The sequence below is a fragment of the Pseudomonas sp. ICMP 460 genome, from assembly GCF_002723595.1.
Taxonomy (GTDB): Bacteria; Pseudomonadota; Gammaproteobacteria; order Pseudomonadales; family Pseudomonadaceae; genus Aquipseudomonas; species Aquipseudomonas kitaguniensis.
Genome location: NZ_LKBR01000057.1, coordinates 81,537 through 102,902, shown reverse-complemented (window position 1 = coordinate 102,902; position 21,366 = coordinate 81,537). Strand labels below are relative to the sequence as shown.

The 21,366-nt window shown below is 60.9% G+C and carries 18 protein-coding genes and 1 pseudogene; 12 read left to right on the top strand and 7 right to left on the bottom strand.

Annotated elements, in window-relative coordinates; genetic code table 11:
* Positions 1-7 precede the first annotated feature (7 nt).
* Together AO240_RS24310 and AO240_RS24305 are read left to right on the top strand one after the other, a co-directional pair.
* On the top strand, positions 8-1,327 hold the full coding sequence (locus AO240_RS24310; RefSeq protein ID WP_099239897.1) for a hypothetical protein: 1,320 nt from the start codon (positions 8-10) through the stop codon (positions 1,325-1,327).
* A gap of 56 nt (positions 1,328-1,383) precedes the next feature.
* On the top strand, positions 1,384-2,142 hold the full coding sequence (locus AO240_RS24305) for a hypothetical protein (protein WP_099239895.1): 759 nt from the start codon (positions 1,384-1,386) through the stop codon (positions 2,140-2,142).
* 42 nt (positions 2,143-2,184) lie between these two features.
* On the opposite strand, the gene AO240_RS24300 is transcribed toward AO240_RS24305, so the two are convergent.
* Complete coding sequence (locus tag AO240_RS24300) at positions 2,185-3,627, bottom strand: tetratricopeptide repeat protein (protein ID WP_099239893.1); 1,443 nt, start codon at positions 3,625-3,627, stop codon at positions 2,185-2,187.
* A 277-nt stretch (positions 3,628-3,904) separates the two neighbouring features.
* On the opposite strand from AO240_RS24300, the gene AO240_RS24295 reads away from it, so the two are divergent.
* Both AO240_RS24295 and AO240_RS24290 read left to right on the top strand, forming a co-directional pair.
* Positions 3,905-4,921, top strand: coding sequence for an AAA family ATPase (locus AO240_RS24295; RefSeq protein ID WP_371918674.1), 1,017 nt, complete (start codon positions 3,905-3,907; stop codon positions 4,919-4,921).
* Positions 4,922-4,928: 7 nt separating this feature from the next.
* The gene (locus tag AO240_RS24290; protein ID WP_099239891.1) at positions 4,929-6,260 is read left to right on the top strand and encodes a DUF58 domain-containing protein; all 1,332 of its coding nucleotides are present in this window, start codon (positions 4,929-4,931) and stop codon (positions 6,258-6,260) included.
* A gap of 15 nt (positions 6,261-6,275) precedes the next feature.
* Here the strand turns inward: AO240_RS24290 and AO240_RS24285 are convergent, their stop codons facing one another.
* Together AO240_RS24285 and AO240_RS24280 are read right to left on the bottom strand one after the other, a co-directional pair.
* Positions 6,276-6,635 carry a pilus assembly protein PilZ gene (locus tag AO240_RS24285; RefSeq protein ID WP_099239890.1) on the bottom strand — a complete coding sequence of 120 codons (360 nt, stop codon included), beginning with the start codon at positions 6,633-6,635 and terminating at the stop codon, positions 6,276-6,278.
* A gap of 224 nt (positions 6,636-6,859) precedes the next feature.
* On the bottom strand, positions 6,860-7,234 hold the full coding sequence (locus tag AO240_RS24280) for a tol-pal system YbgF family protein (RefSeq protein ID WP_058412509.1): 375 nt from the start codon (positions 7,232-7,234) through the stop codon (positions 6,860-6,862).
* Positions 7,235-7,409: 175 nt separating this feature from the next.
* Here AO240_RS24280 and pyk point away from each other — a divergent pair, with 175 nt between their 5' ends.
* Positions 7,410-8,861 carry a pyruvate kinase gene (gene pyk / locus AO240_RS24275; protein WP_058412510.1) on the top strand — a complete coding sequence of 484 codons (1,452 nt, stop codon included), beginning with the start codon at positions 7,410-7,412 and terminating at the stop codon, positions 8,859-8,861.
* Positions 8,862-9,047: 186 nt separating this feature from the next.
* Here pyk and AO240_RS24270 read toward each other — a convergent pair whose 3' ends face one another.
* Both AO240_RS24270 and AO240_RS24265 read right to left on the bottom strand, forming a co-directional pair.
* A complete protein-coding gene (locus AO240_RS24270) occupies positions 9,048-9,797 on the bottom strand; it encodes an enoyl-CoA hydratase-related protein (protein ID WP_099239888.1) in 750 nt (249 codons plus the stop codon).
* 30 nt (positions 9,798-9,827) lie between these two features.
* Positions 9,828-10,760: an iron-sulfur-binding ferredoxin reductase gene (locus AO240_RS24265; RefSeq protein WP_099239886.1), complete on the bottom strand. Its 933-nt coding sequence runs from the start codon at positions 10,758-10,760 to the stop codon at positions 9,828-9,830.
* A gap of 766 nt (positions 10,761-11,526) precedes the next feature.
* Here AO240_RS24265 and AO240_RS24255 point away from each other — a divergent pair.
* The 5 genes from AO240_RS24255 (at position 11,527) to AO240_RS24235 (ending at position 18,914) form a co-directional block, all read left to right on the top strand.
* Complete coding sequence (locus AO240_RS24255; RefSeq protein ID WP_099239884.1) at positions 11,527-13,050, top strand: fumarate hydratase; 1,524 nt, start codon at positions 11,527-11,529, stop codon at positions 13,048-13,050.
* A 227-nt stretch (positions 13,051-13,277) separates the two neighbouring features.
* Positions 13,278-15,044, top strand: a complete 1,767-nt coding sequence (locus AO240_RS24250; RefSeq protein WP_099239882.1) for an ATP-binding protein — start codon at positions 13,278-13,280, stop codon at positions 15,042-15,044.
* Complete coding sequence (locus AO240_RS24245; protein WP_099239880.1) at positions 15,038-16,363, top strand: sigma-54 dependent transcriptional regulator; 1,326 nt, start codon at positions 15,038-15,040, stop codon at positions 16,361-16,363. The genes AO240_RS24250 and AO240_RS24245 overlap by 7 nt, the downstream gene beginning before the upstream one ends.
* A gap of 285 nt (positions 16,364-16,648) precedes the next feature.
* A complete protein-coding gene (locus tag AO240_RS24240; protein ID WP_099239878.1) occupies positions 16,649-17,968 on the top strand; it encodes an MFS transporter in 1,320 nt (439 codons plus the stop codon).
* A gap of 313 nt (positions 17,969-18,281) precedes the next feature.
* The gene (locus AO240_RS24235; RefSeq protein WP_099239876.1) at positions 18,282-18,914 is read left to right on the top strand and encodes a flavin reductase family protein; all 633 of its coding nucleotides are present in this window, start codon (positions 18,282-18,284) and stop codon (positions 18,912-18,914) included.
* A 49-nt stretch (positions 18,915-18,963) separates the two neighbouring features.
* Here AO240_RS24235 and AO240_RS24230 read toward each other — a convergent pair whose 3' ends face one another.
* Both AO240_RS24230 and AO240_RS24225 read right to left on the bottom strand, forming a co-directional pair.
* Positions 18,964-19,212 (bottom strand): hypothetical protein, encoded by a 249-nt coding sequence (locus AO240_RS24230; RefSeq protein WP_058414762.1) that lies wholly within the window; start codon positions 19,210-19,212, stop codon positions 18,964-18,966.
* A gap of 42 nt (positions 19,213-19,254) precedes the next feature.
* Entirely contained in the window at positions 19,255-19,596 is a 342-nt protein-coding gene (locus AO240_RS24225) for an antibiotic biosynthesis monooxygenase family protein (protein WP_099239874.1), read from the bottom strand.
* Between the two features lie 328 nt (positions 19,597-19,924).
* Here AO240_RS24225 and AO240_RS24220 point away from each other — a divergent pair, with 328 nt between their 5' ends.
* On the top strand, positions 19,925-20,854 hold the full coding sequence (locus AO240_RS24220; RefSeq protein ID WP_058414764.1) for an AraC family transcriptional regulator: 930 nt from the start codon (positions 19,925-19,927) through the stop codon (positions 20,852-20,854).
* Between the two features lie 222 nt (positions 20,855-21,076).
* Positions 21,077-21,334: pseudogene (cmrA, locus tag AO240_RS24215) on the top strand (AraC family transcriptional regulator CmrA); the annotation flags it as partial.
* Positions 21,335-21,366: the final 32 nt, after the last annotated feature.

The window sequence follows — 21,366 nt, the reverse complement described above, 5'->3', positions numbered from 1 at the left end:
GAGCCTTATGACAACTGATATCCCGCACCTGATCAGCCTTCTAGAACCTCTGCGCCAGCAAGGCATGCCCGCCGTGCAGGCAGCGAGCAGCGTGCTGGCGCAACTCGACGCCCACGCCTCGATCACGCGCCGAGCCGATACTGACGCACAACGCTCAGCGTTGGCCCAGGCGCTGTCTCAGGCCTATGCGCCGGTCACACTCAACGAGATGGCCAGCATTCTGCACCAGCTCTACCCAGCGCTTGGACCAATCGATATCGGCAAGATCCTGCTGGCACCGGGGGTGTTCCCCGCAGCCACAGCCGTGCAGATGCAGAGCGCACTGGTCGCAGCGGGCTTTTCAGCGGCGGCGGTGGCCGATGCCATCAAGGTGCTCTATCCCGCCCCGCCCGTTCAGGAGCCGTTCGCAACAATCGCCACCTCAATGCAAGCCGGCAACCGTGGCATCGAATTGTGGGTAGCCAGCACATCGGGGCAGGTCTGGACCCTGTACCAACGCAGCGCCGGTGACAACTGGAGCAACTGGGAAGGCCCTGGCTTCAAAAACCAGCCGACGCCGTTGCACCAACTGGCAGCGGCACTACAAAACAATGGCAACGTACTGTTTGCCGGGCTCGACGGCGCAGGCAGTGTCTGGACCTGCAGCCAGGGCAGCCCCGGCGGTGACTGGAACGCCTGGAGCGGCCCCAAAGTGGGCGTCCAGCCGTGTGCCTTCGAGCAACTGGCGGCATCGCAACAGGGTGGCAGTCGTGGCGTCGAGCTGTGGGCGGCGGGCGCTGACGGTCAAGTCTGGACCTTGTACCAAATCACCGCGGGCGGCCGTTGGAGCCAATGGGAAGGCCCCGGCTTCAAGGGCCAGCCAGCCCCGCTGTTCAAGCTGGCCGCTGCGCAACAGAGTAATGGCAGCGTGATGTTCTGGGGGCTGGACCGCGAGGGCAAGCTGTGGGGTATCAGCCAGCACTCGGCCGGTGGCGACTGGGACGCTTGGCAAGGCCCGGGTTTTGTCGGGCAGCCCGAAGCCTTTACCTCTATTACTGCCTCGCAACAACAGGGCAACCGAGGTGTGGAGCTATGGGGTGTCGGCGCCAGCGGCCAGGTATGGACGTTGTACCAAACTGCCCCTGGCGGCCCCTGGAGCAAATGGGAAGGCCCGGGTTTCAAGGGGCAGCCGAAGCCGATGAAGAACATCGCAGCGGCTTTGCAGAACAATGGTTGTGTACTGCTGTGGGCTGTCGACAACGACAATCAGCTCTGGCATATCGCCCAAGGTTCAGCGGGTGGCGACTGGTTGGGCTGGGCCAGCACCAGCCCGCCACCGCAAGGCTGATCGGCCGCTCTGACACGCACAAGGCAGGCGTCATCCCCACCTAAAGGAGCACCCGCATGACAATCGATGTACAACCCTTGATTGGCCTCCTGCAACCCCTTAAGCAGCAAGGCCTTGGCGCAAGTGACGCGGTGCGTACCGCGCTGGCGTCGGCGTCAACCGGTATCGGCGCCATGGCGTTCGCACTGCCGCACGAGGAACTGGTTCGTAACGGCGCCGTGGTGGCCGAAGCGGTACACGAAGTGTTCGCACCCATCACTGCGGCGGCACTGGCAATCACCCTGCATGACATCTATCCGGCTCTGACGGCATTCGACATTGGTACGATCATTCTTGGCCCTAAAGTGCTGCCCGGTACGCCGGCGCCTGAAATGGCCAGCGCCCTGTCCGGTGCAGGTTTCGATACCGCCAGCACCAGCGATGCCGTCAATGTGCTTTACCCTATCACGCTAACCGTACAGGCCAACCAAGCCTGGCAAGCCAGCGGGCTGACGGTGACCGGCCGCCAGGTCACGCACATCAGCGCCCAAGGATTGTGGACCGCCAACCCCGCCACCGGCATGGTTGGCCCCGCAGGCAACCCCGCTTACAGAGCTCCCGCACGCTACACGCTGCCCGGTGCGCCGGAAGCCGCATTAATCGGCCAAATCGGCAGCAATCCGCCATTCCTGGTGGGCGACGGCGTGCAAGCACCGGCGGGCCAGTCGGGGCCGCTGCAGTTGTGTATCAACGATGACCTGGACGGAGTCTACGGGGTAGGTTTGCGCGACAACGTCGGCACGCTGCAGGTGAACCTGCAAACCCAAGGCAGTTGAGGCCTGCCTGCCCGGCGCCGCAAGGTGCCGGGCGTTCCTGTATTACGCCTGATCAGCACGCGCGCGCTCACCGTAAAGCAGCGTGATGTTGATGCGCTGATTGGCGTAGCCAGGACGAAATGCAAGCGGCGCAGTGGCATGGAACAAGTCCGAATTAAAGATGATCGCGCGATTGCAGCGGTAAGGAATCACCAGCGGCTGAGCGCCCGACGCCTCCAGGAACGCGGCGATCCGATCACCTTGCCGGTTGTAGGTGTCGAAGTCCCAGTCCTGCGGTGCTTCAACGTCGTAGATCAGCATGCCGCCTGAGCTTTTATCCAGGTTCGCTTCATCAGGAGTGATCCAGAAATTCACGTTCACCGCGGCGAAGTCGGCATGTGGGTAAGTGGCCGGCTGGTCATGCCCGTACTTGAACCCCCACAGCTGCAACAGCGGGTGCCGGGGGCCGATCACCTGCGCAAAGTACTGCTGGATTTCTTCGGCAACCTGCAGCAGCAACGGGCAGTTAAAACCTTCCCTGAAGAATGCCCCCAAGCGGCCATGCGCGTAACGGTTGGTATGCCATACGGTGGATTGCAGGCAGAACTCTTGCAGTTGCTTCAACGCGTGTGGCGTCAGGAAATCATCGATCACCACCACGCCCAGCGGGCTCTGCTGGTAATCCTGCTGCGCTCGGCGCAGCGCCTCGCCAGCGTTTAACGCACCCGCGTCCTGGCGTGCGACCGGCAGATGGTGAATGACTCGACCATAGGTGGATTTCAGCGGCGTGGCCTCGTACAACCGCTGCTGCAAAATACTGTCGCTCTCATTGAAGCACTGCAGCGCGGCGTCATAGTCGTCGATCACGGCAGCCAATTGCGCACTGATTAATTGCCGATCACGCAAGTAGCGCAACTGCTCAAGATCATGCTTCAGCTTGCCTCGGCTGAGCTTGGGCGCAGGCATGGGAACCTCCGGTATATCGCCTGGTAACGAGTGCCAGACACTGCCGCGCGTGACCGCCGCGTGGCGCAACGCCCATTGCCCTGCATCGGCCAGGTCATTGGCTCGCAGCGCCGTGCTGGTGAGGTTGTCCAACACTTCGGGGTCATGCGGATACAGCTCGACCAGCACCTGCCACATGCTGCGTGCGGTATCGTACTGGCCCGTGTGCACATACAGATGGGCAAGCAGATAAGCCAGATTGGCACGAGCCAACACGTAACCTGGTTCCAGACGCAAGGCAGACGTGTAACTGCCGATGGCGTCTTCGTTGTGGCCCTGAGCCTGCAAGGCCCAGCCTAAATTGTTGTGCGCGACAGACCAGTCGGGCTGGTGTTGAACAGCGTACCGAAAGCAGACCTCGGCAGCCTCGAAACCGCCTTGCAGACACAACCGATGCCCTTCATCGTTCTGCGCCAACACACGCTCCGAAACGCTTTGCGCGGGCAGCATGCCCGGGTTGGCCTGTGCGGTTCCGTAGCGTGCGCTGGATGCTGGCGCCATCAAACGAACCCCCTGAATTTTTCCAGGCCAAGGCTCAAAGTTATGCACAGGCCGAGGCCTTTAACGTGCGGCGTGAAGCGGCTGTTGTGTTCTGCGTTCATGCTCACGTCCTTGTGAAAGTGCCAGTGAATGCCCCATGGCAAGCATAGTCGAGAAACAACCTCGGAAGGCATGAGGGTGTTGATGCGTTAATGCAATTGCTATTGTGCAGGCAGGCAGTCACTTACTTGCGCCTTGAACAATACGAGAACCGTTAAATAAGGTCAGTACCTGAATTATGGAAGATGAAAAAATCAGTAACGGCCCGGACGTTGTGAGCGATGCACTCACCGCAGACAACCTCCAGCACGCCAGCCAACAGGCACAGGCCCTGCGCGTTGAACTGCGCAAGGCGGTGATCGGCCAGGATCAGGTGATCGACGATGTACTCACCGCGTTGATCGCCGGCGGTCATGTGCTGCTCGAAGGCGTACCCGGCCTTGGCAAGACGCTGCTGGTGCGTGCGCTGGCGCGGTGTTTTGGTGGCGATTACGCACGTATCCAGTTCACCCCGGACCTGATGCCCAGCGATGTCACCGGCCACGCCGTGTACGACCTGCACACCGAACAATTCAAGCTGCGCAAAGGCCCGGTGTTTACTCACCTGTTGCTGGCCGACGAAATCAACCGCGCCCCGGCCAAAACCCAAGCCGCACTGCTCGAAGCGATGCAGGAGCGCCAAGTGACGCTCGAGGGTGAAGCGCTGCCCATTGGTCAGCCGTTCATGGTGTTGGCGACCCAGAACCCCATCGAACAAGAAGGTACGTATCCGCTGCCCGAGGCTGAGTTGGACCGCTTCATGCTCAAAGTGCGCATGGACTACCCGGACGCGCAGCAGGAACTGCAGATGGTGCGCGAGGTGACGCGCTCATCCCGGGCCGACATGTTGGATGTGCACCCTTTGCGTACTGTGTTGCAGGCCCAGGACGTGCTGCACCTGCAGCAGATCGCCAGTGAGTTGGCCCTGGATGAACAGGTGCTCGACTACGCCGTGCGCCTGGCTCGCGCCACCCGCACGTGGCCTGGGCTGGCCATCGGCGCGGGGCCCCGAGCGTCCATCGCCCTGGTGCGCGGCGCCCGCGCCCGGGCTTTGTTGCGCGGTGGCGTGTTTGTCACCCCGGATGACATCAAGGGGTGCGCACTCGCGGTACTGCGTCATCGGGTGCGCATTGCGCCGGAGCTGGACATCGAAGGTCTGGAGGTCGACCAGGTGCTCAAGCAGTTGCTGGACCAGATTGCGGCCCCGCGTCAGTGACTCGCCGATGAAGCCGACCCGACTGTTGTTGAGCTGGCTGGGTGTGCTGCTGGGCCTGAACATCCTGCTCGGCGCGGCAGTGGCGCTGCAGTTCAACGTGCCCCGCACGTTGCACTCGATAGCCTGGGGTTTGCTGCTGGCGCTGTTGCTGCTGACGTTACTGGATGCCGTGCGCCTGCGCCGCCGCCCCGCTGTGCAGGTGCAACGGCAAATGCCCGGCAGCCTGGCACTCGGGCGTTGGGGTGAAGTTCGCCTGACCCTCACACACAGTTGCGCGCAGCCGCTGACGGTGCAGGTGTTCGATCACGTCCCGGATGGCCTGAGCATGCAAAACCTGCCTCAGACCCTTGAGCTGCGCCCCGGTGAAAGCAGCGAAGTCGGCTATCGCCTGCGCCCTCTGCGCCGTGGGCACTTCAGTTTCAGCCGCTGTGAAATTCAATTGCCCAGCCCGTTTGGAATGTGGTCGGCGCGACGCTTTGTCGAGGTCGAGGATGCCACCCGTGTTTACCCGGATTTCGCCCGCTTATACGGCGCACAGTTGCTCGGTGTGGATAACTGGCTGAGCCAGCTCGGCGTGCGTCAACATCAGCGGCGGGGGCTGGGGCTGGAATTTCATCAACTGCGTGAATTTCGTGAAGGCGACAGCCTGCGCCAGATCGACTGGAAGGCCACCGCACGCCAACGCACACCGATCGCTCGGCAATACCAGGATGATCGCGACCAGCAAATTGTATTCATGCTTGATTGCGGCCGGCGCATGCGCAGCCAGGACGGCGAGTTATCGCACTTCGACCATGCGCTTAACGCTTGCCTGTTGCTGAGTTATGTCGCGCTGCGTCAGGGCGACGCGGTGGGCCTGTGCACCTTTGCCGGTGATGCGCCGCGCTACCTGGCGCCCGTCAAGGGCAGCAGCCAGCTGAACCTGCTGCTCAACGCGGTGTATGACCTGGATACCACCCGGCGAACCGCCGACTATCAGGCTGCGGCCAGCCAGTTACTGGCCCGGCAAAAACGTCGAGCCCTGGTGATCGTAATCACCAACCTGCGCGATGAGGACGATGATGCACTGATCACCGCGGCCAAGCGCATCGGTCGACAGCACCGGGTACTGGTGGCCAGTCTGCGCGAGGAGGTGCTTGATCAACTGCGCCAGGCGCCTGTGCAAACCTTGCCTGAAGCGCTGATTTACAGCGGCACGGTGGACTACCTGAATACCCGCAACGAATTGCATGATCGCCTGAGCGCGCATGGTTTAGCGGTACTCGATACTCCACCCACAGAGCTGGGCGCTGCGCTGGTCACACGCTATCTGGGCTGGAAAAAAGCCGGCGCATTCTGAGTGAACCTGCGGGGTTCAGGCGGATGCCTGTAATGGGTCGAAACTGAAGTAGTTGACCAAGGCGTTGATCACCTGCACGTATTCATCGCAGGCCTGAACCACACGGAACCCCGAGTCATAATGCAGCGGGTTGATGTCTTCATGGCTCCACAAACACGTCGCCGTGAGGTCAATGATGTGGAACTCGCCGTCTGCGCCAGGAATTTTCAAGCACAGGTCGAAATCAGCGTCGACCATCATCGGCAAGTGGCTGATCAGCATCAGCGCCTGTTCGGAAGCATTGCCGAGGAAGCCGATGGGTTTGTCGGTAATACGATTGAATACCTGCAGGAAGCAGGATAATTCATGCCGCTCGATCCGTCGGTGGGTAAACATGTGAGGTCGCCATCCAATGGCCATGCCTTGGCCGTGCCTATGATTCGGAACGAGCCAATGGCTCACTCTCCCTGAGGCTCGGCGTGACAAAAACATCGTATTGGTCACTAAACAAATGCCGAGTCAGGTTTAAGCATTCGTATGAATATAAACCTCTACAAACGAACATTTAAACAATAGCCCAATACCGGCATCGAGCCACCCACTCAGTCACAAATATATAATTACAACGACGCCGGGCGTGGCTGCGCAACACTGGCGCCGGGGTAATGCCCTAACTGCTGCAGCGTATCGAGCCTGGCGCGGGCACGGTAAGCGTATTCGCTTGCGGGGTATTGGCTGATGATGAACTGATAGGTTTGGACGGCGTCAACAAACAATTTTTGACGTTCCAGGCATTGCCCGCGCAACATTGAAACCTCGGGTTGTACGTAACGACGGGTGCGACTCTCGCGGTCGACCTGCGACAACTCCAGAGTAACGCGCTGGCAATCACCCACCCCGTAGGCGCGGTAAGCGTTGTTCAAATGGTGGTCCATCGACCAGCGGGTACAGCCGACAACACTGACGGCCAGGGCAGCAACGAGCAAAATTCGCATAGGGGTTCTCCTGTCTTGTGCAGTGTATCGACCCCTCGCCGAAAATCTTCAAGGATGTTGGTCTATTCAACCGCAGCAAAAACAAGCCGATCGTCGATAAGTAGTGCAAACGAACAATGACTACAACGAAAGAGCATAGTAGCCTTCCCCAGCGCTTGAACTCAGGAGTCTGTGCATGTCCGTCCGTCGTACCAAAATCGTCGCCACCCTTGGCCCGGCCAGTAACTCGCCGGAAGTCCTCGAACAGCTGATTCTGGCTGGTTTGGACGTTGCCCGTCTGAACTTCTCCCACGGCACCCCGGACGAGCACAAGGCTCGCGCCAAGCTGGTGCGTGACCTGGCCGCCAAGCATGGCCGTTTCGTGGCATTGCTGGGTGACCTGCAAGGCCCGAAAATCCGCATCGCCAAATTCGCCAACAAGCGGATCGAGCTGAAAATCGGTGACAAATTCACCTTCTCCACCAGCCACCCGCTAACCGACGGCAACCAGGAAGTCGTGGGTATCGACTACCCGGACCTGGTCAAAGACTGCGGCGTCGGCGACGAGTTGCTGCTGGACGACGGCCGTGTGGTCATGCGCGTCGACACCGCCACCCCGACCGAGCTGAACTGCACCGTGATCATCGGCGGCCCGCTGTCCGACCACAAAGGCATCAACCGTCGCGGCGGTGGCTTGACAGCCCCGGCACTGACTGAAAAAGACAAGGCCGACATCAAGCTCGCCGCCGAAATGGAAGTGGACTACCTCGCCGTGTCCTTCCCGCGCGACGCTGCCGACATGGAATACGCACGTAAACTGCGCGATGAAGCCGGCGGTACTGCCTGGCTGGTGGCGAAGATCGAACGCGCCGAAGCCGTGGCCAATGATGAAACCCTCGACGGCCTGATCAAGGCTTCCGACGCAGTAATGGTTGCTCGTGGCGACCTGGGCGTGGAAATCGGTGATGCCGAGCTGATCGGTATTCAGAAGAAGATCATCCTGCACGCACGCCGCCACAACAAAGCGGTGATCGTTGCGACCCAGATGATGGAGTCGATGATCCAAAACCCGATGCCGACCCGCGCCGAAGTGTCCGACGTGGCCAACGCCGTGCTCGACTACACCGACGCCGTAATGCTCTCGGCTGAAAGTGCTGCTGGCCCCTACCCGCTGGAAGCTGTTCAAGCCATGGCACGTATCTGCATCGGCGCCGAAAAGCACCCGACCAGCAAGACCTCCAGCCACCGCATCGGCAAAGAGTTCGAAAGCTGCGACCAGAGTATCGCCTTGGCCGCCATGTACACCGCGAACCACTTCCCGGGCGTTAAAGCGATCATCGCCTTGACCGAAAGTGGCTACACGCCGCTGATCATGTCGCGCATCCGTTCCTCGGTGCCGATCTACGCGTTCTCCCCGCACCGCGAAACCCAAGCGCGCGCGGCGATGTTCCGTGGCGTGTACACCGTACCGTTCGACCCGGCGTCGTTGCCGCCGCATGAAGTCAGCCAGGCTGCCATCGACGAGCTGATCAAGCGCGGCGTAGTGGAGAAAGGCGACTGGGTCATCCTGACCAAGGGCGACAGCTACCACACGATCGGCGGCACCAACGGCATGAAAATCCTGCACGTTGGCGACCCAATGGTCTGATGTGACAGGCTGAAAAACCAAAGCCCCGCCAGTGAATGGCGGGGCTTTTTGCGTTTTTGAGCCGATTTTTGTGTGGGCGGTATTGGCCTCATCGCGGGCAAGCCCGCTCCCACAGTGGGCGGTGTTCACAGATCAAAATGTGGGAGCGGGCTTGCTCGCGATGAGGCCCGACCCATCAACCCACCTTCACCGCCGGGTGATAAACCCCGACAACGCCGCAATCGCCTCCGGCGACTTCAAGCGCTGGGTGAACAATGCGCCCTCTTCTTCGATCACCTGCCGCAACTGCTCACGATCAACACTTCTCATCAGCTGTTTACTGACCTGCACGGCTCCCGGCGCCAGGGTTTCGAAGCGCTCGGCGATTTCCCGCGCCTTGGCGAGTGCCGCCTCACCACTGCCCAACGCCTCGGTGGCAATGCCCCACTGCGCCGCCTGCTCACCGGTAAAGCCTTCGCCCAACAGCAACAATTCAGCCGCTTTCGCATGCCCCAACAGGCGCGGCAGAATCAGGCTTGAGCCAAATTCAGGGCACAACCCAAGGTTGACGAACGGCATGCGCAAGCGCGCATCGCGGCTGATGTAGACCAGATCGCAATGCAGCAGCAACGTTGTGCCAATCCCCACCGCGGCACCCGCCACGCCGGCCACCACTGGCTTGCGGCAATTGAGCAGGCTCTGCATAAAGTGAAACGGCGGGCTGTCGAGGTCGCTCGGCGGCTGTTCGAGAAAGTCGCCAATATCGTTGCCTGCGGTAAAACATTCACTGCTGCCCTGGATCAGCACGGCGCGAATGTCTGCCTGCGCATCGGCTTGCTCCAGCGCCTCGGCCAGTTGCGTGTACATCGCGCGGGTCAGGGCGTTTTTTTTATCGGGGCGGTTGAGCTGCAGCGTCAGCAGCCCGCGCTCGCGCTGGACTAAAATGGCATCGGTCATGGCGAATCTCGCAACTGGAACGTTCAGCGCTCAACCACGCGGCAGGAACACATCGGCCAGCAGTTGATTGCGCGGCAACCCCGCCAAAAACAGGCGCTTGGAAAACGCCTCGACGCTGGCAGGGTGTCCGCAGAGTAAAGCCAGAGTTTGCCGCGAAACAAGCCGAAGTTGTGCCAATGCCTGGGTCAATTCAGCCGCGGTCCATAGCTCCACGCTCACGTTGGGGTGCTGCGCGGCCAGCGCCGCCAAGGGCCCGGCCAGGTAATGCGCGTCGGCGTCATGCGCCAGGTGAATCACACGGATAGCGCCTTGGTGTTCTTGGCGCAACGCTTCGCGCAACACGCCCCACAAAGGCCCAAGGCCAGTGCCGGAAGCCAGCAGCCACAACGGCCGCGATTGCCAATCGCAATCGTATTGCAGCGCGCCGCCGCGCAATTCGCCGAGCCGCAGGTAATCGCCTACCTGCAACTGCCGCGCAATAGTGCTGAATTCGCCAGGTTGGCGGCAATCGAGATGAAACTCCAGAAACGCATCTTCCTGCGGCAAGCTCGCCAGGGAATAAGGCCGCGCCACCTGCCCCGCCCACACCACCAGATGCTGCCCGGCGCGATAACGCAGGCCGCGCTCCGGTTGCAGACGCAGGCGCAGCACCGACGCACTGAGCCAATCAGCGCCAACGACTTGAGCGGGCAAACCGTCACGCACCGGGTCAAACGTTTCGACCTGCACATCACCGGTGACCTGGCACTGGCAGGCCAAACGCCAGCCATCCTGACGTTGCGCCGGGCTCAGGGCGTCGGGTTGCTTGTCCTCGACATCACCCTGGCAGCGCACCAAACACGCATGGCAACTGCCCGCCCGGCAACTGTAAGGCACGGCCACACCGGCCTGATTCAAGGCATCGAGCAAATTGCTGCCGGTGGCTACCGACCAGTGGCGTTCGCCGACGTGCAGTTCAGGCATATAGGTCTCAAGCATTTAAAAGTTCACTAACCATAACGCGAGGCGCCTGGCGCAACCCGACTTTTTTGTGAGCCGGGCATGCCTGCGCTGCAACTGCCCCGGAACATCAGGCAGACCCGGTTGATGCCATCGCGAGCAAGCCCGCTCCCACAAAAAGCAAAAAAAAGCAGATCGGCCGTGTATGCAAAACCCGCCCTTGATCCGCTTCAACCACTCAGGTCGGCTTTCAGGCCGCCGTGCTTTTGCTCTTGATCTTTGTGATCTTGATCTTAGAAGCGCCCCGTTAAACCACGATGGCCGCACGCAGGCTTGAATCCGTGGGTAACCCGGCAGGACGCCGGGTTAGCCGCGCTGGGCCAAGGATGGCCCATCGCGGCGGCCCACGGATTCAAGCCTGTGGGCGGGCATGCCGAGCCCAAGCGAGGCACCGAGTGGTGGGGCGAGGACCTTTTGGTTACTTTTGGGTCCTTTCAAAAGTGACCCGCTGTAAGAGCGGAACCGATACAAGCCATCACCCAAATAAAGGATATACACCCAACCTGAAGAACACCCCAAGCGCGACAGCGCTACATCAAAGATGCAGTAAAACCTCCCACAGACTTTGACCATAGTCGGGTGTATCAGCTACCGCACCGGGTTATACTGCCGCGCCTTTTTAGCGTCGCGCCTGCACCACTTTGGCGTGCCTTGGAAAGGTGGCTTCAGCCGACCGATGCAACACTGAAGCCACCTTTATTGAATGTTCCCTTATAGAGGAGCGCGACTCATGACCGTGATCAAACAAGACGACCTGATTCAGAGCGTTGCCGACGCCCTGCAATTCATTTCCTATTACCACCCCGTTGACTTCATCCAGGCGATGCACGAAGCCTACCTGCGCGAAGAATCGCCGGCAGCGCGTGACTCCATCGCACAGATTTTGATCAACTCGCGCATGTGCGCCACCGGCCATCGCCCGATCTGCCAGGACACCGGTATCGTCACCGTGTTCGTGCGCGTGGGCATGGACGTACGTTGGGACGGCGCCACCATGGGCCTGGACGACATGATCAACCAAGGCGTGCGCCAGGCGTACAACCTGCCGGAAAACGTGCTGCGTGCATCGATCCTCGCCGACCCGGCAGGCGCGCGTAAAAACACCAAGGACAACACCCCGGCGGTGATCCACTACTCCATCGTCCCGGGTAACACCGTGGAAGTGGACGTGGCGGCCAAGGGCGGCGGTTCCGAGAACAAGTCGAAAATGGCCATGCTCAACCCGTCCGACTCGATCGTCGACTGGGTGCTCAAGACTGTTCCGACCATGGGCGCCGGCTGGTGCCCACCGGGCATGCTCGGCATTGGCATCGGCGGCACCGCCGAGAAAGCGGCGGTGATGGCCAAGGAAATGTTGATGGAGTCCATCGACATTCATGAGCTGAAAAAGCGCGGCCCGTCCAACCGTATCGAAGAGATGCGCCTGGAGCTGTTCGAGAAGGTCAACCAACTGGGCATCGGCGCCCAGGGCCTGGGTGGCCTGACCACCGTGCTCGACGTCAAAATCATGGACTACCCGACCCACGCCGCCTCGCTGCCGGTGTGCATGATCCCCAACTGCGCCGCCACCCGCCACGCGCACTTCGTGCTGGATGGTTCCGGCCCGGCGTCGCTGGAAGCGCCATCGTTGGACGCCTACCCGGAAATCGTTTGGGAAGCCGGCCCGTCGGCCCGTCGCGTCAACCTCGACACCTTGACCCCGGAAGACGTGCAGAGCTGGAAGCCGGGCGAAACCGTGTTGCTCAACGGCAAGATGCTCACTGGTCGCGACGCGGCGCACAAGCGCATGGTCGAGATGCTGAACAAGGGCGAAACCCTGCCGGTAGACCTCAAGGGACGCTTCATCTACTACGTTGGCCCGGTTGATCCGGTGCGCGAAGAAGTGGTTGGCCCTGCTGGCCCGACCACCGCGACGCGGATGGACAAGTTCACCCGTCAGATCCTTGAGCAAACCGGCCTGCTGGGCATGATCGGCAAGTCCGAGCGCGGCCCAACCGCCATCGAAGCGATCAAAGACCACAAAGCTGTGTACTTGATGGCCGTCGGCGGTGCTGCTTACCTGGTGGCGCAAGCCATCAAGAAGTCGCGCGTCGTCGCGTTCGCTGAACTGGGCATGGAAGCGATCTACGAGTTCGACGTGAAAGACATGCCGGTCACCGTTGCGGTGGACAGCAAGGGCGAATCCGTACACATCACTGGTCCTGCCATCTGGCAGAAAAAAATCAGTCAAAGCCTCGCGGTAGAAGTGCAGTAAGCACCCTACCCGCAAGGACAAACGCTGAACGCAGTAACATGTGGGAGGGGGCTTGCTGCCGATGAGTGAGTGTCAGTCAGCCTGTGCGCAGCTGACACACTGCCATCGGGAGCAAGCCCCTTTCCATACAAGCCCCCACACAAGCCCCCACACAAAAGCCAGGCCCCACCAGTTCCAGGCCGCGCATGCTATGGTGCCCACCCCTTACCGTGCCTGCCCATCACCGTATGATCGTGATCCCTCGCCCGCTGCGCCTGACCTTCTACTCGCTGCTGATCATCGCCGGCGCGGTGCTGGCCGCTGCCTTGGCCACGCGCCATGCCGAGCGCCAGGCGTTGGTCGACGACGCCGCCCGCGCCCATCAACAGCTCACGCTGTACGGCAACTCGCTGCACACCCTGATCGAACGCTACCGCGCCCTGCCCGCCGTATTGGCGCTGGACTCGGAAATGATCAGCGCGTTGAAAAGCCCGCTGGATGCCACCACCCAAGACGTGCTCAACCGCAAACTGGCGCGCATCAATGGCGCCGCGCAATCTTCTACCCTCGAGCTGATGGACCGTACCGGCCTGGCCGTGGCGGCGAGTAACTGGGACCTGCCGAGCAGTTACGTCGGGCACAACTACGCGTTTCGGCCTTATTTCAGCCAGACCTTGAGCCAGGGCACCGGGCGTTTTTATGCGGTGGGGGTGACCACCGGCATTCCGGGTTACTTCCTCTCAAGCGCCGTGCTTGACGAACATCAACAGTTCCTCGGCGCCATGGTAGTCAAGCTGGAGTTTCCCGAACTTGAACGCGAGTGGGCGCAAGGCAATGACCTGCTACTGATCAGCGATGCGCGCGGCATTGTGTTTATCGCCACCCAGCCCGGCTGGCGTTATCGCAACCTGCGTGCGTTGACGGCGGACGACCTCGCCGACCTTGCGGCCACTCGCCAATACGACAAAAAACACCTGCAACCGCTGGAGACTCAAACGTTGCAGCGTTTTGACGAAAACAGCCTCCTGATGCGCGTCAACGGCCCCGACGGCAGCGCCAATTACCTCTGGCAATCTTTGCCCTTGAAGGCCGAGGGCTGGACCTTGCACCTGCTGCGCAAACCGCAGTTCGCCTTTGAAGACCAGCGCAACGCCGGCCTCGCGGCTGCAGGTTCCTGGCTGGCCCTGGTGTTTCTGGCGCTGTTTCTGACCCAACGCTGGCGCCTCGGCCGTTTGCGCCAACGCAGCCGCGAAGAGCTTGAACAGCTTGTAGAAGAGCGCACTCAGGCGCTGCGCACCGCCCAGGATGGCCTGGTGCAATCGGCCAAGCTGGCGGCATTGGGGCAGATGTCGGCCGCCCTCGCCCACGAAATCAACCAGCCGCTGACCGCCCAACGCATGCAGTTGGCAACTCTGCGGCTGCTGCTCGACCACGGCCGCGTGGACGACGCCTACAAGGCGCTGACGCCACTGGACGAGATGCTCACACGCATGGCCGCACTCACCGGCCACCTCAAGACGTTCGCGCGCAAGAGCCCGAGCGGCCTGCGCGAACGGCTCGACCTGGCGACCGTGGTCGACCAGTCCCTGCACTTGCTCGACGCGCGCTTGCGCGATGAAGCCATCGGCGTGGTGCTAAACCTGACCCGCCCGGCCTGGGTACGCGGTGATGCAATCCGCCTGGAACAGGTGCTGATCAACCTGCTGCGCAACGCCCTTGATGCAATGGCCGGCAAGCCGCGCAAACGCCTGGAAATCCGCCTGCACAGCGATGAGCAACTGTGGCAGCTTAGCGTCAGCGACAGCGGCGGCGGGATTGCCGAAGCACACCTGAACAACGTGTTCGACCCGTTCTTTACGACCAAACCCGTGGGCGATGGGCTCGGCCTTGGGTTGGCGGTGTCCTACGCCATCGTGCACGAACTGGGCGGGCGCTTGGTCGCCGGCAACCATGGCGACGGCGCCGTATTTACCCTGACCTTGCCTATTGCGCTGGAGACGCCCGAACCATGTTGAACGCAGTGATTGTGGTGGATGACGAAGCCAGCATTCGCACGGCCGTCGAGCAATGGTTGAGCCTCTCAGGGTTTGACGTGCAGCTGTTCAGCCGCGCCGAGGAATGCCTGGCGCAACTGCCCAAGGATTTCCCCGGCGTGATTCTCAGCGACGTGCGCATGCCGGGGCTAAGCGGCCACGACCTGCTGGCCGAAGTGCAGCGCCGTGATGCCGGCTTGCCGGTGATATTGCTCACCGGGCACGGCGATGTGCCGATGGCCGTCGAAGCCATGCGCGACGGTGCCTACGACTTTTTGGAAAAGCCCTTCAGCCCGCAGGACTTGCTCACCAGCCTGCGCCGCGCCCTCGACAAACGCGGGCTGATTCTGGAAAACCGCCGCCTGCATCAACAGGCCGACCATCGCGCGCAATTGGAATGCAGCCTGTTGGGTGTGTCGCGCAGCGTGCAAAACCTGCGACGCCAGGTGCTGGACCTGGCGACCTTGCCCGTCAACGTGTTGATTCGTGGCGAGACCGGCAGCGGCAAGGAATTGGTCGCGCGCTGCCTGCATGATTTTGGCCCACGCGCCAAGAAGCCCTTTGTGGCGCTCAATTGCGCAGCCATCCCGGAACAGCTGTTTGAAGCAGAGCTGTTCGGCCACGAAAGTGGCGCGTTCACCGGCGCGCAAAGCAAGCGCATCGGCAAACTCGAATATGCACATGGCGGCACACTGTTCCTCGATGAAATCGAAAGCATGCCGCTGGCCCAGCAAGTCAAACTGCTGCGCGTGTTGCAAGAGCAGAAACTTGAACGGCTGGGCTCCAACCAAAGTATTCAGGTGGATTTACGCATTATTGCGGCCACCAAGCCCGACCTGCTGGAAGAAGCCCGCGCCGGGCGTTTTCGCGAAGACCTGGCGTATCGCCTGAATGTCGCGCAACTGCGCCTGCCGCCGCTGCGCGAGCGCCGCGAAGATATTCCGCTGCTGTTCGAGCACTTTGCACACAGCGCCGCCGAACGCCTGGGCCGCAGCGTCGAGCCGTTGAGCGGCGCGCAACTCGGGCGGCTGCTCAGCCATGACTGGCCGGGCAATGTGCGTGAGCTGGCGAATGTCGCCGAACGCCAAGTGTTGGGCCTCGGCGAGCCTGAGCCGGAAGGCATTGAGGCGGGGCAGTCGTTGGCGGCGCAGCAGGAAGCCTTCGAAGCCCACTGCCTGAAAGCGGCGCTGATGCGGCACAAGGGCGACATCAAGGCGGTGCTGGCCGAACTGCAACTGCCGCGTCGCACCTTGAATGAAAAGATGCAGCGGCATGGGTTGGTGCGCGAAACGTTTATCTAGGCTGGTTTGTGTGTTGCCTGGCAGGACGCCATCGTGAGCAAGCCCACTCCCACATTGGGCGGTATTCACCAATCAAACTGTGGGAGCGGGCTTGCTCGCGATGAGGCCCACAACCATAAGCGGATTTCCGCTCACATCCCCAAAACCATCAGCGACTTTCCGCTCAAAAGTATTCTGCAACCCTTCCAAACCGGGCCTTCATCTACTTGGCACAGCTCCTGCTATAGCCCGAACCAGGCAGCGTTCGCGCCGCTCCACAAAAACAATTAGATGAAGGATCCTTCAATGGATAACTCCAACACCTTGCCTTTGGGGTCGGCGGCTGCGCCGGCAAAAGAACGCACTACGTCGAGCCGGATCAAATCGATCTTCAGCGGCTCCGTCGGCAACATGGTCGAGTGGTACGACTGGTACGTCTACGCGGCCTTCTCGCTGTACTTCGCCAAGGCCTTCTTCCCTGCTGGCTCCTCCACCGCTCAGTTGATGAACACCGCCGCGATCTTCGCCGTGGGTTTTATCATGCGCCCGATCGGCGGCTGGTTGATGGGCCTCTATGCTGACTACAAAGGCCGCAAGGCCGCGCTGATGGCCTCGGTATTGCTGATGTGCTTCGGCTCGCTGCTGATCGCGTTGACCCCGGGTTACGACACCATCGGCATCGGCGCACCGATCCTGCTGGTGTTCGCACGCTTGCTGCAAGGCCTGTCGGTCGGCGGCGAGTACGGCACCTCGGCCACCTACCTGAGTGAAATGGCGACCAAGGAACGTCGCGGGTTCTTCTCCAGCTTCCAGTACGTGACCCTGATCTCCGGCCAACTCATAGCGCTGGCGGTACTGATCGTGCTGCAACAAACGCTGACCACCGAGCAGTTGTATGCCTGGGGCTGGCGCATTCCGTTCGCCATCGGCGCGTTGTGCGCAGTGGTCGCGCTGTTCCTGCGTCGCGGCATGGAAGAAACCGAGTCGTTCACCAAAAAGGAAAAATCCAGGGAAAGCGCCATGCGCACCTTGATGCGCCACCCCAAGGAAGTGTTGACCGTGGTCGGCCTGACGATGGGCGGCACGCTGGCGTTCTACACGTACACCACTTACATGCAGAAATACCTAGTGAACACTGTCGGCATGAGCATCTCCGACTCCACCACCATTTCGGCGGCCACGCTGTTTCTGTTCATGTGCCTGCAACCGCTGGTCGGCGGGCTGTCGGATAAAGTCGGGCGGCGGCCGATCCTGATCGCTTTCGGCATCCTCGGCACGCTGTTTACCGTGCCGATCCTCACCACGCTGCACACCATTCAAAGCTGGTGGGGCGCGTTCTTTCTGATCATGGCGGCGCTGATCATCGTCAGCGGCTACACCTCGATCAACGCGGTGGTGAAGGCCGAGCTGTTCCCGACCGAAATTCGCGCCTTGGGCGTGGGCCTGCCGTATGCGCTGACCGTGTCGATCTTCGGCGGTACCGCTGAATACATCGCGCTGTGGTTCAAGAGCATTGGCATGGAAACCGGTTATTACTGGTATGTGACGGCGTGTATCGCGGTGTCGCTGGTGGTTTATGTGACCATGAAAGACACCCGCAAACATTCTCGGATTACCACGGACTGACGCTGCGCCGCAGCAAAAAGTGGGAGCGGGCTTGCTCGCAATGAGGGTGTGACAGCCAACACATCAATTGACTGTTACACCGCCATCGCGAGCAAGCCCGCTCCCACATTTCGGGCAGTTCAGTTCAGCTCTGCAGAGCTCAGTCTTTCAGTGGGCCGACTTATACGGGGGTGTCGACCTGGCGGGCAGACTGAACGTGGCGCTGTGAAAAATAGGCGGGTAATCAATGAAAATTGCATGCAGCAGATGGAAATTCGCCGCCACGGCTTTCATTATGAGCGCCTCACCGAACTGACTAGCAGGAACCCCGGCCATGCCTGACGATATTCACTTTTACGAACCCGCCAACGGCCACGGCCTGCCGCACGACCCGTTCAACGCCATCGTCGGCCCACGGCCCATTGGTTGGATCTCGTCGCACGACAGCGAAGGCCGCCTGAACCTTGCACCCTATAGCTTCTTCAACGCGTTTAACTACGTTCCGCCGATCATTGGGTTTTCCAGCGTCGGGCGCAAAGACAGCTTGAACAATATCGAACAGACCGGCGAGTTTGTGTGGAACCTGGCCACCCGCCCACTGGCCGAGCAGATGAACCAGAGTTGCGCGGCGGTAGCGCCCCAGGTGAATGAATTCGAGTTGTCCGGCCTGACGCCGGTGGCCTCAAGAGTTGTCGGCGTACCACGCGTCGGCGAGAGCCCGGTGTCGTTCGAGTGCAAGGTGACGCAGATCATTCAGCTGCAACGTGCCGACCAACAGTTAGTGCCAAGCTGGCTGGTGCTCGGCGAGGTGGTGGCGGTGCACATCGCCAAGTGGCTGCTCAAGGACGGGGTGTACGACACCGCCGCGGCCGAGCCGATCTTGCGCGGCGGTGGCCCGGCGGATTACTTCCAGTTGGGGCCGGAGGCGTTGTTCAAGATGCATCGCCCTGGCGCCAGCAAAAGCTGACAGCAGAGCCATAAAAATCCTGAAGCGGCTTGCCGCCTCCAGGAGTGGGTTAGTTGGCCGCTGTGGCCCAGGCCAACTGGCCTTCTTCATCCACATCCAGCAGCCGTTCAAGCTGCACGGCAGCCGCATCGTCAGCGTCGGAGGCGGTCTTGAAGGTCTGCCCCTCAAGGATTTTGTGAAAGCGTGGCGCGCCCATGCCATCCAGTGCCTTGACGGCGATGGCTGCGCTGTAGCCACCCTCTTCTTCACGCACCAAGGCGGAAACGGCTTCGTGGTGGGCAAACTCTTTACGTGCCATGTTGCAGGTCCTGGCCAATGGGAAAGTCGACCATTCTAAACCTTAACCGGCGAGTTGCAGGTACTCGCCGTACGCATTCGCGGCGGATGCATCGGTAAAGGTCTGGAAGTCGATGCTACGGACCACGCCGTCGTTCAACAGCTCGGTAAAGATCATCAAGGCCGGGGAATTGAAGTAGGCGCTCATCGCCTGTTCGCTGCTCCAGAAACCCGCGACCAGCCACACATCGGGGTCAACCTGGGAATGCTGCAACGAAAATTGCAGGCAGCCCTGCGCCTCGCGGCCAGGTTCAAGCAAGCTGCTCAAGCGTGCACCGAGTTCGGTGCTGCACCCGGTACGGGCGCGGACAAAGGCCATATGGCTCGCGGGAATGGGGGTTGGCATGTTCGACTCTCCCGTTGAGAAGTGATGCTCGGCAAACACTGTGAGGGCGTGTTGCCACAGGATCAAAGATAACGGCGCGGCGGTGGGCGCGGTTAGTCAATTCCTGCAGGCTTATTGCACAATCCTGCCGTACGCGTAGATAAGCCGTGCAGCCCACTGTTTTTATTCCCGCCACAGGCTCAATGTTTCAGCCAGATGACAGGCGCCAAACTTGCCTGATTCACGCTTTATCGCAGGATCAGGCAAGCATTAGGCAGAATCGAAGTAACACCTTTTGAAACTCCGCCGCTAATCTGGGCGCATTAACGCAACTCGCAGAGGACGCCTCATGTCGTCGAATGCCCCTAACGCCATGCCCCTCGATACCGAGATGGAAAAACAGCGCGCCGAGCTGGCCAGCATCGTGCAGCGCCACACGTGGGAAGATGGCTCTTACGGCACGGCGATTACCTCGCTGTTTCTGAACCGCCACAACGCGCCGCGCAACTTCATGCCGGTGCTGGTGGAGCCGGCCTTGTGCATCCTGGCCAGCGGCAGCAAGGAAGTGCGCCTGGCCGACGAGATTTTTGCCTACGACCCGCTCAACTATTTAGTCTTCTCGGTGGCGATGCCGGTGGCCGGCCGGATCATCGAGGCCACGCCAGAAGCGCCGAACCTCTCGGTGCGCATCAACATCGACACGGCGCAGCTTACTGCGCTGATCGCCGAAGCCGGGCCGATGGGCGTGCCTTCGCGCCCGACATCGCGCGGCATGTACGTCGACCGCATCGACAGCCAATTGCTCGATGCCGTGCTGCGCCTGGCGCGCCTGCTCGACACACCGAAAGACGTGGCAATGCTCGCGCCACTGATCAATCGTGAAATTCTTTACCGTTTACTGCGTGGCCCGCAGGGTTATCGGCTGTATGAAATCGCCGTGGCCAACAGTCAGAGCCATCGCGTGAGCCAGGCGATCAAGTGGTTGAACGGCAACTACGAACAGCCCTTGCGTATTGATGACTTGGCCAAGGAAGTGAACCTCAGCGTCTCGACGTTGCACCACCGCTTCAAGGCGATCACCGCCATGAGCCCGCTGCAGTACCAGAAGCAACTGCGTTTGCAGGAAGCGCGACGGCTGATGATTGCCGAAGGGCTGGAAGCCTCGGCGGCGGGGTATCGGGTGGGGTATGAAAGCCCGTCGCAGTTCAGCCGCGAATACAGCCGGCTGTTTGGTGCACCGCCGTTAAGAGATTTGGCCAGAATGCGCCAGAGTATCTGACCCAACCAAGATCAACAGGTGGGAGGGGGCTTGCTCCCGATGGTGGTGTGTCAGCTAGAGATGAGCTGGCTGACCCAAGGCTATCGGGAGCAAGCCCCCTCCCACATTTGATCTGCAGAGCTCTGGCGTGCAGCGTTTTTTTGCCCAGCGTTGTTTGGCTCTGCGGTTTAGCGCTGTTTAGTCCAGGGTTCGGGGCAGTTGCAAGGTCACCCGCAGGCCTCCCTCGCGCAGGAAGTGAACCTCAGCGTCTCGACGTTGCACCACCGCTTCAAGGCGATCACTGCCATGAGCCCGCTGCAATACCAGAAGCAACTGCGTTTGCAGGAAGCGCGACGGCTGATGATTGCTGAAGGGCTGGAAGCCTCGGCGGCGGGGTATCGGGTGGGGTATGAAAGCCCGTCGCAGTTCAGCCGCGAATACAGCCGGCTGTTTGGTGCACCGCCGTTAAGAGATCTGGCCAGAATGCGCCAGAGTATCTGACCCAACCAAGATCAACAGGTGGGAGGGGGCTT